Annotated in this window: 8 protein-coding genes, 2 pseudogenes and 2 other annotated features; of the genes and pseudogenes, 6 read left to right on the top strand and 4 right to left on the bottom strand. The window is 57.9% G+C overall.

The annotated features are described in order from the left end of the window. The 3 genes from J5I97_RS16505 to J5I97_RS16495 form a co-directional block, all read right to left on the bottom strand. Positions 1-1,214 (bottom strand): IS3 family transposase gene (locus tag J5I97_RS16505; RefSeq protein ID WP_208587675.1). Its coding sequence is split into 2 segments (ribosomal slippage): positions 1-932 and positions 932-1,214, totalling 1,215 coding nucleotides; the frame shifts between segments, so codons are not numbered across the junction. Beyond that, positions 823-939, bottom strand: a sequence feature (AL1L pseudoknot). (Overlaps the previous gene by 117 nt.) 47 nt (positions 1,215-1,261) lie before the next feature. After that, positions 1,262-3,307: a peptidase domain-containing ABC transporter gene (locus J5I97_RS16500; protein WP_345776683.1), complete on the bottom strand. Its 2,046-nt coding sequence runs from the start codon at positions 3,305-3,307 to the stop codon at positions 1,262-1,264. Between the two features lie 107 nt (positions 3,308-3,414). Further along, the gene (locus J5I97_RS16495; protein WP_208587673.1) at positions 3,415-4,446 is read right to left on the bottom strand and encodes an HlyD family secretion protein; all 1,032 of its coding nucleotides are present in this window, start codon (positions 4,444-4,446) and stop codon (positions 3,415-3,417) included. 943 nt (positions 4,447-5,389) lie between these two features. On the opposite strand from J5I97_RS16495, the gene J5I97_RS16490 reads away from it, so the two are divergent. Both J5I97_RS16490 and J5I97_RS20150 read left to right on the top strand, forming a co-directional pair. Then, positions 5,390-6,514 carry an ATP-grasp domain-containing protein gene (locus J5I97_RS16490; RefSeq protein WP_208587671.1) on the top strand — a complete coding sequence of 375 codons (1,125 nt, stop codon included), beginning with the start codon at positions 5,390-5,392 and terminating at the stop codon, positions 6,512-6,514. Next, on the top strand, positions 6,511-7,143 hold the full coding sequence (locus tag J5I97_RS20150) for a DUF6624 domain-containing protein (RefSeq protein WP_238135564.1): 633 nt from the start codon (positions 6,511-6,513) through the stop codon (positions 7,141-7,143). Before J5I97_RS16490 ends, J5I97_RS20150 begins: the two co-directional genes overlap by 4 nt. 219 nt (positions 7,144-7,362) lie before the next feature. Here the strand turns inward: J5I97_RS20150 and J5I97_RS16480 are convergent. Further along, positions 7,363-7,473, bottom strand: a pseudogene (locus tag J5I97_RS16480) (transposase); the annotation flags it as partial. Between the two features lie 72 nt (positions 7,474-7,545). Between J5I97_RS16480 and J5I97_RS16475 the strand changes: the two are divergent. The 4 genes and pseudogenes from J5I97_RS16475 to J5I97_RS16460 all read left to right on the top strand — a co-directional run bounded on the left by J5I97_RS16475 (position 7,546) and on the right by J5I97_RS16460 (position 13,319). Next, a protein-coding gene (locus J5I97_RS16475) for an IS3 family transposase (protein ID WP_208587669.1) occupies positions 7,546-8,759 on the top strand; the annotation gives its coding sequence in 2 pieces (ribosomal slippage) (positions 7,546-7,828 and positions 7,828-8,759; 1,215 coding nt in all). Continuing rightward, positions 7,821-7,937, top strand: a sequence feature (AL1L pseudoknot). Its footprint overlaps the gene before it by 117 nt. Before the next feature lie 470 nt (positions 8,760-9,229). Next, positions 9,230-11,389, top strand: coding sequence for a carboxy terminal-processing peptidase (locus J5I97_RS16470; RefSeq protein ID WP_208591791.1), 2,160 nt, complete (start codon positions 9,230-9,232; stop codon positions 11,387-11,389). Between the two features lie 222 nt (positions 11,390-11,611). After that, positions 11,612-11,791, top strand: a pseudogene (locus tag J5I97_RS16465) (bifunctional nicotinamide-nucleotide adenylyltransferase/Nudix hydroxylase); the annotation flags it as partial. A 124-nt stretch (positions 11,792-11,915) separates the two neighbouring features. Continuing rightward, positions 11,916-13,319 (top strand): nicotinate phosphoribosyltransferase, encoded by a 1,404-nt coding sequence (locus J5I97_RS16460; RefSeq protein WP_208587667.1) that lies wholly within the window; start codon positions 11,916-11,918, stop codon positions 13,317-13,319. Positions 13,320-13,350: the final 31 nt, after the last annotated feature.

Raw genomic sequence — 13,350 nt, 5'->3', positions numbered from 1 at the left:
TCACGCCGCTTTGACGTAACCGGCCTGTTGTCGATAGTAAGCCTCTTCGGCTTCCGCTGGCGGAATGTTCCCGATCGACCCCAGCAATCGCTTGTGGTTGTACCAGTCCACCCAATCCAGGGTGGCCAGTTCGACGTCCCGGCGATTGCGCCATGAGCGCCAGTGGATCACCTCAGCCTTGTACAACCCGTTGATCGTCTCGGCCAGCGCGTTGTCGTAGCTATCGCCCACGCTGCCCACCGACGGCTCGATCCCGGCGTCGGCCAGCCGCGCGGTGTAGCGGATCGACACGTACTGCACGCCGCGGTCGGAGTGGTGGATCAGGCCGCCTTCGGTGGGCCGCCGCGCATGCAACGCTTGCTCCAGTGCGTCCAGCACGAAGTCCGTGTGCGCCGTCTGCGACACCTTCCAGCCCACAATCCGCCGTGCGTACACGTCGATCACCAAAGCCACGTACACGAACCCGGCCCAGGTCGAGACGTAGGTGAAGTCGCTGACCCACAGTCGGTTTGGCGACGGCGCATGGAACTGCCGGTTCACCTTGTCCAGCGGGCACGGCCGCTTGTCGCCGACCGTGGTCTTCACCACCTTACCCCGCACCACGCCGCGCAGGCCAAGTGCGCCCATCAGTCGCTCCACCGTGCAGCGGGCCACCGCATAGCCCTCGCGCTTGAGCTGCAGCCAGACCTTGCGCACCCCGTACACCTGTCGGTTCTGCTCCCATACCCGCCGGATCTGCGGGCGCAGCGCCTGGTCCTTCCACCAGCGCTTCGGGCGCAAGTTCGCGTCCACTTCCCGCTGCGCGTGGCGGTAATACGTCGACGGGGCAACCTGCAGCACCTTGCAGATTGGCTCGACCCCGTGAACATCGCAATGTTCGGTCACGAACGTGGTCAGGGCTTGAAGCGGCGGTCGAGCTCGGCCTGGGCAAAATACGCGCTGGCCTTGCGCAGGATCTCGTTGGCTTGCCTCAGCTCGCGCACTTCGCGTTCCAGCGCTTTCATCCGCGTCCGCTCGTCCGTCGTCAGCCCCTGACGCTTGCCGGCATCACGCTCGGCCTGACGCACCCAGTTGCACAGCGTCTGCGCCGAACAGCCGATCTTCCCGGCAATCGACTCGATCGCCGCCCACTGCGAGCCGTACTCGCCCTGATGCTCCCGCACCAGACGAACCGCCCGCTCTCGCACTTCCGGTGAATATTTCGTCTTGCTCATGGCTCCATCTTCTCAAGAGTTGGAGCCTCCCGAAATCCCGGGGCGGTTCAGTTCCGTGCAGCAACCTTTCCCGCCTTGGAGAGAGGCTCGCTTTCGCCATCATCGCGGGATGCCGTAAGGTCAATTACGCGATCAGCATGGTCGATGGTTTCCTGACGATGTGCCACGACAACTCTGGTGACGTTTAGCGTCCTTAGGTGCTCGTTGGTAATCTGCTCTGAGTGCTTGTCCAGATGACTTGTCGCCTCATCTAGAACGAGGATTCGCGGCCTTCTAAAGAGCGCCCTGGCAAGCAAAACCCTTTGCTTCTGCCCACCCGACAGTGCACTCCCCATGTCGCCGACCAAGCTCTCATACCCCATCGGCATGTTTGAGATCTCGTTGTGAATGTTCGCCTTCTTTGCGGCGTCAACAATCTGATCAATTGATGCGTCACCGTCAAAAAAAGAGATGTTTTCGGCTATTGTTCCAGCGAACAAGTTATCATCCTGAAGAACGGTCGACATGACCATTCGAACTCGCTGCACGCTTTCACTATCAATTTTTTGCCCACCAATCTCTATATGTCCCTCGGTGGGAACGTCGAGGCCCAACAGAAGCTTAAGCAAGGTGGACTTTCCGCAACCACTTCTACCTACAATGGCAACGGATTCACCAGAATTTATCGTGAAGCTCAAACCTCTCAGTATCCATGGATCACTTTGAGAGTAGCGAAATCCAACATTAACAAATCGAATGGAATCGTCAAGAAGGGCCTCGCCCGAATATGGTTTCGGCAATGGCAGCGGCTCTTCGAGCGCAATATCCGACAGTCGCTCGAGATGCATTTTTACAAGTTGGAGCTCGTTGATCTTATCGATGAATGCCGTTGACTTGGTCGTAAACTGATCAGCAAAAGTTATGACTGAAACCAACATGCCGACCGTAAATTGGCCTGAGACCACAAGGTTGGCACCATACGCCAAAAGCACCACTTTCTGCAGCCCAAAAAGCCCAACATTTATACCGGATGATGTCTCGTTAATGCGTTGAGCTTCCATTGACCGCCTGCAAGCCTCTGTCGCTGCATCGGATAAACGGCTCCTCCGTAACGGCTCAATGCCAGCTAGCCTGATCGAATTAATTCCCCGAATCGACTCTATGATCTCCGACTGCTGCCTAGCCATGTAAACCACGTTCTGCTCGTTTGCCTCCCATAGCTTGCGAAACATGGCGCGCCTAATTACAAAGTAGGCAACGATCACGACAAGCGCGATTCCCGCAAAAGAAGGACTGTAATACACGAGAATCCCAAGCGCCAACAATCCGAACGCGCTGTCCAACACAGCCGAGACGAACGCAGATGAAAGGGTGTTCTGAATCGCGTAGATGGAAGAGAACCTAGTAAGGATATCCCCGGCAGAGCGCTTTTCAAAGAAGGATGTTGGCAGCCTTAGCAAGTGTGAGAACAGGTGGGTAATCCACTGCGAATTGATTGCAGCCCCGAGCCAGCTGACCAGCCAACCGCGTGCGATCGTTAGGAGAGAGTGTAATAATGTAGCCATCGCGAATGCTATTGCGGCGACTATCAATAGACGGCTGTCACCTGTGGGAATGATGCTATCGATAGTCCATTGAAGCTGAAACGGAATAGCAAGCGCGATTAACTCGACACCGAATGCGAGCAAAAAGAGGTGCGCGGCGCTTTTAAACAGACCACGTATTCGACCGGTGAGAAACCGCAGGCCGATTCGCCGGCGTTCCTGGATTGGGCTGAAGCCTGCTTCTGGAGTCAACTCCAAAAGTACACCAGTGAAACTCGCACTCACTTCTTCGTAGTTCAGTCGAAGGCGGCCACGCGCTGGATCGTGAACCGTTACGCCTGTTCTGTCTGCACGCTCTATAACCACAAAGTGATTCATGTTCCAGTGCGCAATGCAAGGCAATTTGGAGCCGGGGAGATACTCCGGGGCAGCCCTAAGCGCTTTACTCGAAAACCCTAGTTGCGAACAAACAGAAATAATGTGCGACAGCCCGACGCCGCGAATTGAACCGCCAAAGCGCCGGCGTAAGGATGCGAGATCGACGTCATGCCCGTGGTAGTTGGCAATCATTGCCACACATGCGAGACCGCACTCTGCGCTTTCCGTTTGCAGATAAAGCGGCAGCTTCCGTCTTGATGCCCATGATTGAGACGTCGTGCTAGACAACAGATGAACCCTCAATTGATGTTGAAGAGTGTGCGAACAATGCTTCTTGGCTTCGAAGCGATCCGCACGGAAACGACAGCACCTGGCTTCAATCCAGAAATCTGGCGCTGACTCCTCTCTCCATCTGGAGCAAGCGACACCCTGTAATGCGGTGCATCAACTTCGAGTCCGCGTATGTCCCTAATTTGATCGGCGGAGTATGGGCTGCTTGATGTATTTGCCACCGTCGCGGGGATGATGTGCGACTGTCCAAAGCTGCGTTTGATCACGATGCTTGCTCGCTGACCATCCACGGGCAAATCATTGACGCTTGCCGGGATCCACGCCTCCACGATCAGAGGGCTCTCATCATCAACGATGGACATCAGTGGTAGAGAGCTCGGATCCACAAACTGCCCAGCCAGCACGTTCGTTGTCGAGACTCGACCTTTTACAGGTGAGCGGATGAGCGCTCCACGAGCGATATCATTGTCAATGATGGATTTCTTTACGTCGGCCAACGCTTGAACAAGCTGCGATCTTTCTTGCGCAGCGGTTGACTCTACGCGACCTCGTTCCGCCAGCAGCGCCGAGAGCTCTTGCTCTTGTTGAAGCAGCTGATCCTTCGCATCGGCTGTCTGGCTGACCAATTGCAAGGCCGTATCGTATTGCTGCTCAATCTGATAACGACTGAGAGCCTGAGTTCCCGCACTGCGCCAAGATTCGTAGAGCTTCATCGCTGCATCAGCCCTCTGCTCTTGAATGCGCAGCCTATCGCGAAGTCTGCTTATCCGCTCCTGGGCAATGTGAATTCTCTTATCTGCGTCCTCTGAATTGGAGGCAATGGAGATGGGCAAGAGCTCAATGGCCCTCTCAATCGACCGGCGCTTCTCCCGAAGTGCTGCCTCCATCTCTGCTTCACTAGACCCACCTATACTCGTCCGGTGAAGCTCTATCTCAGCCAAAGGCGTTCCAACTTCGACTGCGGCCCCCTCTTTCACCAAGAGCCTTCCCACAAAGCCGGACGATGGCGACTTGATGGAAATAATTCCAGTCGTCGGCACCACAACACCCTTGGCTGGAAGCTGCTTTGAATATGAGCCAACTAGGAGCAGGCCCAATAGAGTAACGCAGACTGCTACGGAAGATAAGGATACGATCCAAGTGCCCACGGGAGGCGTCAAGTTGATCGCTTCTGAATGGCTCTGTTGAGCGCCTGCCTCTTTGCGAAACAAGCTTCCAGTCGCTGTATCCATCACTGCGTTGATGCCTAGCATCCATGTACATTAGGATTTTATCACACGCGCTGGAGAGCTTGCAACAAATTCGGCACGCGCAACATCGTCCGCAACTGACTCATTCGAGCCGTGAGTGTGATTGGCATCTCGAAATAAGAAGTTTTCATTTCTCCTGATTACGCGCGCTTGCGAATGCCGTTACGCCCTTAGCAGGCTGCTGAAAAACTCCACAGGACCTATGACTGTCGTCTTGAGATACCGCGTTTTGGGGCTTCTGCGTGGAATCTGAGGCGTCCGATGTCAGCAGAGGACGCAGAATTCACAGGGGACGGCTCACCGGTGTGGGTTTGTCACGTCCAAATTGGTATTTCAGCAGCCTGTTAGGCAACCGAAATTATGCGGTCCTTTGCGCTCAGCCCGCCCAACGGAACAAGGTTGAACGGTCTGCGGGGTGGGGGTTGACACCATGCGGCGTTACCGGGTATCAATAAAGTGCCGGATCATTCGATGCGGCTTAATCACATGCAAAGGAATAAAAAATTATCATGCTGAATAAAGTGATCACCAAGGAGCTGTCCCGCGAATTCGCGCCGGCGCGCGAGCTGTCTCAGTAAGAGTTGAATGCCGTCAGCGGTGGCGATAACAAGGGCGAAGTGACCTACACCCATACCTTCAAGCAGGTTGAAGTGACGGTCGAGGTGTCGAACGGCAAGTAATCGCCACGAGCACTGCGTGGAGACGCGCAGTGCCCGCTTCATGGAGAGAAGTCGTGATTACAGTTGTTTCATCTTTTCTAGATCTTCATGCGGCATCGATAGTGTGGTCGCTTAACAAGGCCGGCATTTCCGCAGAGCTCGTCGAAACATTCTTCGGCCTAGATCAAGAAGGCGCCGGCGTTTCGCTCACCCCATGCTCTCCCGAAGAGGATCAGAACTCTATTATCTTGGAGCTCGGCCGATCATTTGCAGAACAGAAGTTACTGTATTTCCGAGGTGATTACACTCCGCGGGTCGATATGCTTGAAGGGGAAGAAGACTTCCTATTCGTCAGACGCGAAAGGGCTGTTAATCAAAACTGGCTTTTGCAGTTGTTGGGAGAGGTAGGAAATCAGGTTTTCGTGAATTCCCCGAGTTCGGCTATTCGCGCAGACAACAAGATGCTTCAATTAAGGGCAGCGAGCGAAGTTGGTCTCTCACCACCCAAAAGCTACTTCGGATCAAGCATTGATCGGGTAAAGGAAATATTTGGCAATACAAACAAATTAGTCATCAAACCGTTCGAGCCGTTCAGCTGGCGCTATGCCGACGGCCGTACTAGGTGCGCCTTCGCATCAAGAGCCAGTATCAGTCTACTAGACAACTATGAGGCTGGGACGGTCTTGGCAGCGCCGGCCATCTTTCAGGAAGAGATTGTCAAGGACTTTGACATTCGCGCATTCGTCTTTGGCGATCAAATTCACGCCTATAAAATTTATCAGACCTCTGGCCGGCTAGACTCTCGAGAAGATCTGACTGACAGCAACGTGACCACAATTAGCAAGATGGACCTTCCTTTAGAAGTGCAAGAAAAGGTAGGTCTTTTGATGTCAAAGATGGGTGTCGAGGTAGCCTGCATGGACCTCGTTCCAGATAGGGATGGCGAATACCACTTCTTGGATCTAAATCCGTCCGGAAACTGGTTGTTCCTGGAATCCAATGTTTCGGATTCAAGTATTCTTTCAAAATTCTGCTCATACCTTGCAAGCAAGGCCGGTGTTCCTCTTCTCCAGACGCCTCCAAGCTACGCAGACTATAAGGCTTCCGTTGCTTTTGAGGAGATGCAGGGTCGCATAAGTTCGCTTGGAGTAAAGTTCTCGGCTAGGCAACGAAATGATGAGTGGGTGGAACATTCATGAAACTACGATCGGCATCTCTACTTTTTATTGCTATTATTTTAGGAGCCGGGACTGTGACTGCATCGAACTTGGCGAATGAGTCTAGTGAGGTCGCGGGCCATCCAACTGACAAACCTTCATTTGCTGCGATCGCGCAGCAATTGATTGCTCTCGGCGAAGAAGATCAGCGTGATCGCAAGAAGGCCATGACCCCTGGATTCAATGACGCACGACTTGCCGAAGCAGACCGGCGCCGCGAGGCAGCATGGCTTGAGATCACGTCCGGAAGGCTGCTGGGCCTGAGCGAAGTTGGCGAGGGCGCGGTGTCCGCGCAGTTTCTTATGCTCCAGCACTCTGGCGACCGCGCCCTACAAGCGGATATGGCTCGCCAGATGCAAGAGCTTGTAGAGAAGGGAGACTTCCCGAAGGATGCCTTCGCTACATTCATTGATCGCCAGCTGGTCTACGATGGAAAGCCGCAACGATTTGGCACACAAGCAAATGAATCTTTTGAGCTATATCCAATTGAAGACGAAAGCAGCGTAGACAAGCGGCGTGAATCCATGGGGCTGCCACCTATCGCTCAGTTGCGCGCAAAGCTACAGCAAGTCAAGAACGCCGTGGCGTCCGGTAAAGGTCTTGGCGAATAGCTTTGTGTCATGAGGCACCCCTGGTATCACTGCCCTTCTTGAAGATAGCGCTGCGCCTAAACAGCCTCACGGACCGACGCGCCCGTCTATGATCGAGTGCGGAGCACCCATAGGCGCGATGGACGGCGGCCAGCCGTCCATGAACCTAGTCAAGAAGCACGAAGTTCGCAGGCGACCCACACCTTCGGTTTGATGAGTTGCAACACATACCCAGCGACACGTCGCATCGGAAATGGCCAGCTCACTGCACACATCTTTGACCTGCCGGCCGCCTTCAACCTGCTTCAGCGTGGCGACAATCTGGCTCTCGGTGAACTTGCTCTTGTGCATCATTGGTCTCCTTGGTGGCTAGTGAACCGCCCCGGGATTTCGGGAGGCTCCAACTCTTGAGAAGATGGGGCGATGAGCAAGACGAAATATTCACCGGAAGTGCGAGAGCGCGCGGTTCGGCTGGTGCGGGAGCATCAGGGCGAGTACGGCTCGCAGTGGGCGGCGATCGAATCGATTGCCGGGAAGATTGGCTGTTCGGCGCAGACGCTGTGCAACTGGGTGCGTCAGGCCGAGCGTGATGCCGGCAAGCGTCAGGGGCTGACGACGGACGAGCGGACGCGGATGAAAGCGCTGGAACGCGAAGTGCGCGAGCTGAGGCAAGACAACGAGATCCTGCGCAAGGCCAGCGCGTATTTTGCCCAGGCCGAGCTCGACCGCCGCTTCAAGCCCTGACCACGTTCGTGACCGAACATTGCGATGTTCACGGGGTCGAGCCAATCTGCAAGGTGCTGCAGGTTGCCCCGTCGACGTATTACCGCCACGCGCAGCGGGAAGCGGACGCGAACTTGCGCCCGAACCGCTGGTGGAAGGACCAGGCGCTGCGCCCGCAGATCCGGCGGGTATGGGAGCAGAACCGACAGGTGTACGGCGTGCGCAAGGTCTGGCGGCAGCTCAAGCGCGAGGGCTATCAAGTGGCCCGCTGCACGGTGGAGCGGCTGATGGGCGCACTTGGCCTGCGCGGCGTGGTGCGCGGGAAGGTGGTCAAGACCACGATCAGCGACAAGCGGCCGTGCCCGCTGGACAAGGTGAACCGACAGTTCCATGCGCCGTCGCCGAACCGACTGTGGGTCAGCGACTTCACGTATGTTTCGACCTGGGCCGGGTTCGTGTACGTGGCTTTCGTGATCGACGTGTATGCGCGGCGCATCGTTGGCTGGAAGGTCTCGCCGACCGCGCAGACGGATTTGGTGCTGGACGCACTGGAGCAAGCGTTGCATGCGCGGCGGCCCACCGAAGGCGGCCTGATCCACCACTCCGACCGCGGCGTGCAGTACGTGTCGATCCGCTACACCGAGCGGCTGGCCGACGCCGGGATCGAGCCGTCGGTGGGCAGCGTGGGCGACAGCTACGACAACGCGTTGGCCGAGACGATCAACGGGTTGTACAAGGCCGAGGTGATCCACCGGCGCGCGTGGCGCAACCGCCAGGATGTGGAACTGGCCACGCTGGATTGGGTGGACTGGTACAACCACAAGCGATTGCTGGGGTCGATCGGAAACATCCCGCCAGCGGAAGCCGAAGAGGCTTACTATCGACAACAAGCCGGTTACGTCAAAGCGGCGTGACTCAAACCAAACGGCCTCTCAACTTCCCGGGGCGGTTCAGTGCCCATCGTGCAGGCGTTTTATGCCTCCGATTCGGTCGTTTGCGACGGGCGTATCTGCTCGAACGACGACCCGAATGGAAAGCGTGTAGGCGACAAGCGCCAGTATCGACAGGCCAAGCCGCGCGCCCCGTCACAGTAAGGCATGGGTCGCGTCCGCCCGGCCGACGCACGGTTGCTTAGTGGGTTGCTTTCCAGGCTGCGATGTCGCTCCTTACCGGCGCAGCCCTGTGCATAGCACTACCGATTGCGGATCTTGGCAGGTACGGTCTCGTTCACAATCTGCTACAGGCCCAGCGCTAGGCTGAGCCAGCCAGCGGATGACAACGCCAGCAACTTTCGGCACTGTCATGCTGTCTGATCCGCTCACCGCCTTCCTTTCATCGGCCCTGTGCCGAGAGCCATTCGATGACCTACAACGTTTCTGCGTCCATGAAGGCCGGCCTGCTGGCGCTGGTGTTGACCACTCCGCTGGCACTGCTCGCTCGCGCCGATACGGCGTTGCCGGCAGCCGCCACGCCCGATCAGGCAACGGCGACCAAGCTGGTCTACGGCCTGCTCTCCGATAGCCGCTATGCCTATCGTCCGCGTCCGCTGGACGAGGCGATGTCCAAGGACGTGTTCAAGCGTTATCTGGAAACGCTGGATGGCGGTAAACAGTTCTTTACCCAGGCCGATATCGACGGCTTCGCGCCGCTGCAGGCCGGCGTGGGCGACGCGCTGCGCGGCGGTAATCTGGAGCCGGCGTTTCAGGTCTTTTCGGCCTACAAGAAGCGCGTCGATCAGCGCGTCAAGTTCGCGCGCGACCTGCTCAAGCGGGACTTCGATTTCAGGGGCAACGACAAGTTCGAGTACGACCGCAAGGATGTGCCGTGGGCGGCCGACGACAAGCAACTGGACGTGCTGTGGCGCCAGTCGGTGATGAACGACTGGTTGCGTCTGAAGCTGGCCGGCAAGAAGCCCGAGGACATCCACAAGACCCTGGACAAGCGTTACGTCGCATTGGCCGATTCGGTCAAACAGCTCAAGGGCGAGGACGTGTTTCAGTTTTTTGTCAACGCCTATACCAATGCGGTTGATCCGCACACCGATTACTTCACTCCGCGCACCGCCGAGGCCTTCAATCAGCAGATGTCGTTATCGCTGGAAGGCATTGGCGCGCAGTTGCAGAAGCAAGACGACATGGTGGTGATCCGCGAGGTGATCCCGGGTGGTCCGGCGGCGGTGGATGGCACGCTCAAGCCCGGCGACCGCATCGTCGGGGTGGGCCAGGCCAAGAATGGCGCGATCGAGGATGTGATCGGCTGGCGCATCGACGATGTGGTGGCCAAGATCCGCGGCAGCAAAGACACCCAGGTGCGCCTGGAGTACGTCCCGGCTGAGTTGGGTATCGATGGCAAGCACCGCACCGTGACTCTGACCCGGCAGAAGGTGCGTCTGGCCGAGCAGGCAGCCAAGGGCGAGACCATTACCTTGCCTGCCAAAGGCAACGAGCCGGAACGCCGCCTCGGCATCATCAAGCTGCCGGGTTTCTATCAGGATTTCGAAGGTCGTCGTCGCAATGCTGCCGATTACGCCTCGGCAACGCGCGACGTCGCAAAGCTGCTGGCCGGCTTCAAGACCGACAAGGTCGATGGCGTGGTGCTGGATCTGCGTAACAACGGGGGCGGCTCGCTGGACGAAGCGATCGAGCTCACCGGCCTGTTCATCGAGCAGGGGCCGGTGGTGCAGGTGCGCGAGTCCGGTGGCCGCGTCACCGTCAACGGCGACAGCAACCCCAAAGTCGCCTGGGATGGTCCGCTGGGCGTGCTGATCAATCGAGGTTCGGCATCGGCCTCTGAGATCTTTGCCGGCGCCATCCAGGATTACGGTCGCGGGTTGGTGATCGGTGAAACCAGCTTCGGCAAGGGCACCGTGCAGAACATTGTTGATCTGGACCGTTGGCCGGCCGCGCAGGGCCAGCGTTATGGGCAGGTCAAGCTGACGATCGCGCAGTTCTTCCGCGTCAGCGGCTCCAGCACCCAGCACAAGGGCGTCGTGCCGGACATTGCCTTCCCGGCCAGCGTGGATGCCACCGAATTCGGTGAAAGTACATACGACAACGCACTGCCGTGGACCCGCATCGCGGCTGCCCCGCACACGCAGTACGGTAACTTCGCGCCGCTGCTGCCCAAGTTGCAGAGCCTGCATACCGCGCGCATTGCCACCGACAAGGAATTTCAGTGGTGGGAAGAGGACGTCAAGCAGTTCCGCGATGAGAAGGCCAAGAAATACATTTCGTTGAACGAAGCCGAGCGCGTGGCCGAGCGTCAGAAGCAGGACCAGCAGCGCAAGGACCGTCAGCAAATACGCAAGCAGTTGGGTCTGCCGCTGGATCCGCTTGCCGAAGACAGCGACGACGGCCTGACCGGCAACGAGCGCGACATCGTCAAGGACGCTGCCCGCGAAAAGGCCGCCGAAAAGCGTCCGGATCCGTTACTGCGCGAGTCGGCCGCGATTCTGGCAGACGCATTGGGCCTGCTGTCGCAGGATCAGCCGTTGTCGGTGCAGGTGTTGCCGCAGTCCACTGCGCCGGGACGTTGGGCTGACTGATCGCTGCTTGATGGTTTGGATAAAAACGCCACCGCAGTCGGTGGCGTTTTTTTATGGCGGTATTTCTCGGGAGCGGGTATGCAGCGGTTGCTTTTTGTAGGTTGCCGCCAGAGTGCGTCAAGAAAGTCTGGGCAACTTCAGCGCGTGTTTGCGATCGCAAACCGTTACCTAATTTTGCTGACGACTGCTTTTGCTGACGACTGCATCATCTACGGACCGAACGTTGTTGCCGCTTTGACTTTCATCGAGCGGTACCGCGCGGCGTGGAAAGATGCGCCGTATCCGCCGACCTTTGTCACCACTGATGCGGTGGTTGTGCATTCGGGGCACCTGCCGCTGGCGTGTCTTCGCGCCGAGCCGGGCAAGGGCTTGTGGGCATTGCCCGGCGGCTTTATGTCCAGGACGAATGCTTGAATTTTTGCTTGGGGGCGGCTGAGCGACAACACGCAATCTTGAGTGGCTTGGAACCGCGACCTCCCGCCGGCGGACAGACTGCTGGTTCATTCGACGCGAAGGAGTTTCCGTCATGCATTACCTCGATAACCTGCTGCTCAACACCGACAGCTACAAGGCCAGCCACTGGTTGCAGTATCCGCCGGGCACCGATGCGACGTTCTTCTATGTCGAATCACGCGGCGGCGTGTACGACCGGACCGTGTTCTTCGGCCTGCAATCGATCCTGAAAGAGGCGCTCAACCGGCCGGTGACGCACGCCGATATCGACGATGCGAAAGAACTGTTGGCTGCGCACGGCGAACCGTTCAACGAAGCAGGCTGGCGCGATATCGTCGATCGTCTCGGTGGGCAGTTGCCGATCCGCATCCGCGCGGTGCCCGAAGGCGCGGTGGTGACCACGCACAATGTGTTGATGACGATCGAATCCACCGATGCCAAGGCGTTCTGGGTGCCCTCGTATCTGGAAACGCTGTTGTTGCGCGTGTGGTATCCGGTGACGGTGGCCACGGTGAGCTGGCAGGTAAAGCAGATCGTGCGCGATTACCTGCAGCGCACCAGCGACGATCCGGAAGGGCAGCTGCCGTTCAAGCTGCACGATTTCGGCGCGCGTGGGGTGTCCAGTCTTGGCTCTGCCGCGTTGGGAGGTGCCGCGCATCTGGTGAACTTTCTCGGCACCGATACCCTGTCGGCGTTATTGCTGGCACGTGCGCATTACCACACACCGTTGGCGGGGTATTCGATTCCTGCCGCCGAACACAGCACCATCACCAGTTGGGGGCGCGAACGTGAGGTGGACGCGTATCGCAATATGCTGACGCAGTTCGCGCGCCCGGGATCGATCGTGGCGGTGGTATCGGACAGCTACGACATCTATCGCGCCATCGGCGAGCATTGGGGTAGCACCCTGCGCGAGGAAGTGATCGCCTCCGGCGCGACGGTGGTGATCCGGCCGGACTCGGGCGAGCCGGTGGAGGTGGTCGAGCAATGTTTATTGCTACTCGATGAGGCGTTCGGGCATCAAGTCAATGGCAAGGGCTACAAAGTGCTCAACCATGTGCGCGTGATCCAGGGCGATGGCATCAATCCGCAATCGCTGCGCGCGATCCTGGAACGCGTTACCGCTGCCGGTTATGCGGCCGACAATGTCGCCTTCGGCATGGGCGGTGCCTTGCTGCAGAAGGTGGACCGCGACACGCAGAAATTCGCGCTGAAGTGCTCGGCAGTGCGTGTGGAGGGGCAATGGATCGACGTCTACAAGGACCCGATCACCGATCAGGGCAAGCAAAGCAAGCGTGGTCGCCTGACCTTGCTGCGCGACCGTCGCGATGGAAGTTATCGCAGCGCGCTGTTGGACGAAGTGGCGACACATGCCGATAGCGAAGATGCGTTGGTGACGGTATGGGAAAACGGCGCAATGCAGCAGCAGTGGACATTGCAGCAGGTGCGTGCGCGCGCCGACGCTGCGCGCCGTTGATGGTCGGCCCGCAGGGCACCGACAATATACG

The sequence above is a fragment of the Xanthomonas fragariae genome (assembly GCF_017603965.1).
In the GTDB taxonomy this organism is placed as follows: Bacteria; Pseudomonadota; Gammaproteobacteria; order Xanthomonadales; family Xanthomonadaceae; genus Xanthomonas; species Xanthomonas fragariae_A.
Note: the sequence above shows the minus strand (reverse complement) of the source record. Positions and strands in the feature narration are given on the sequence as shown.

What these genes read in the sequence shown, in the direction of transcription:
- J5I97_RS16500 (WP_345776683.1), bottom strand. Translation starts at nt 3,307, where the DNA reads ATGATTGCCAACTACCACGGGCATGACGTCGATCTCGCATCCTTACGC.
- J5I97_RS20150 (WP_238135564.1), top strand. Translation starts at nt 6,511, where the DNA reads ATGAAACTACGATCGGCATCTCTACTTTTTATTGCTATTATTTTAGGA.
- J5I97_RS16470 (WP_208591791.1), top strand. Translation starts at nt 9,230, where the DNA reads ATGAAGGCCGGCCTGCTGGCGCTGGTGTTGACCACTCCGCTGGCACTG.
- J5I97_RS16460 (WP_208587667.1), top strand. Translation starts at nt 11,916, where the DNA reads ATGCATTACCTCGATAACCTGCTGCTCAACACCGACAGCTACAAGGCC.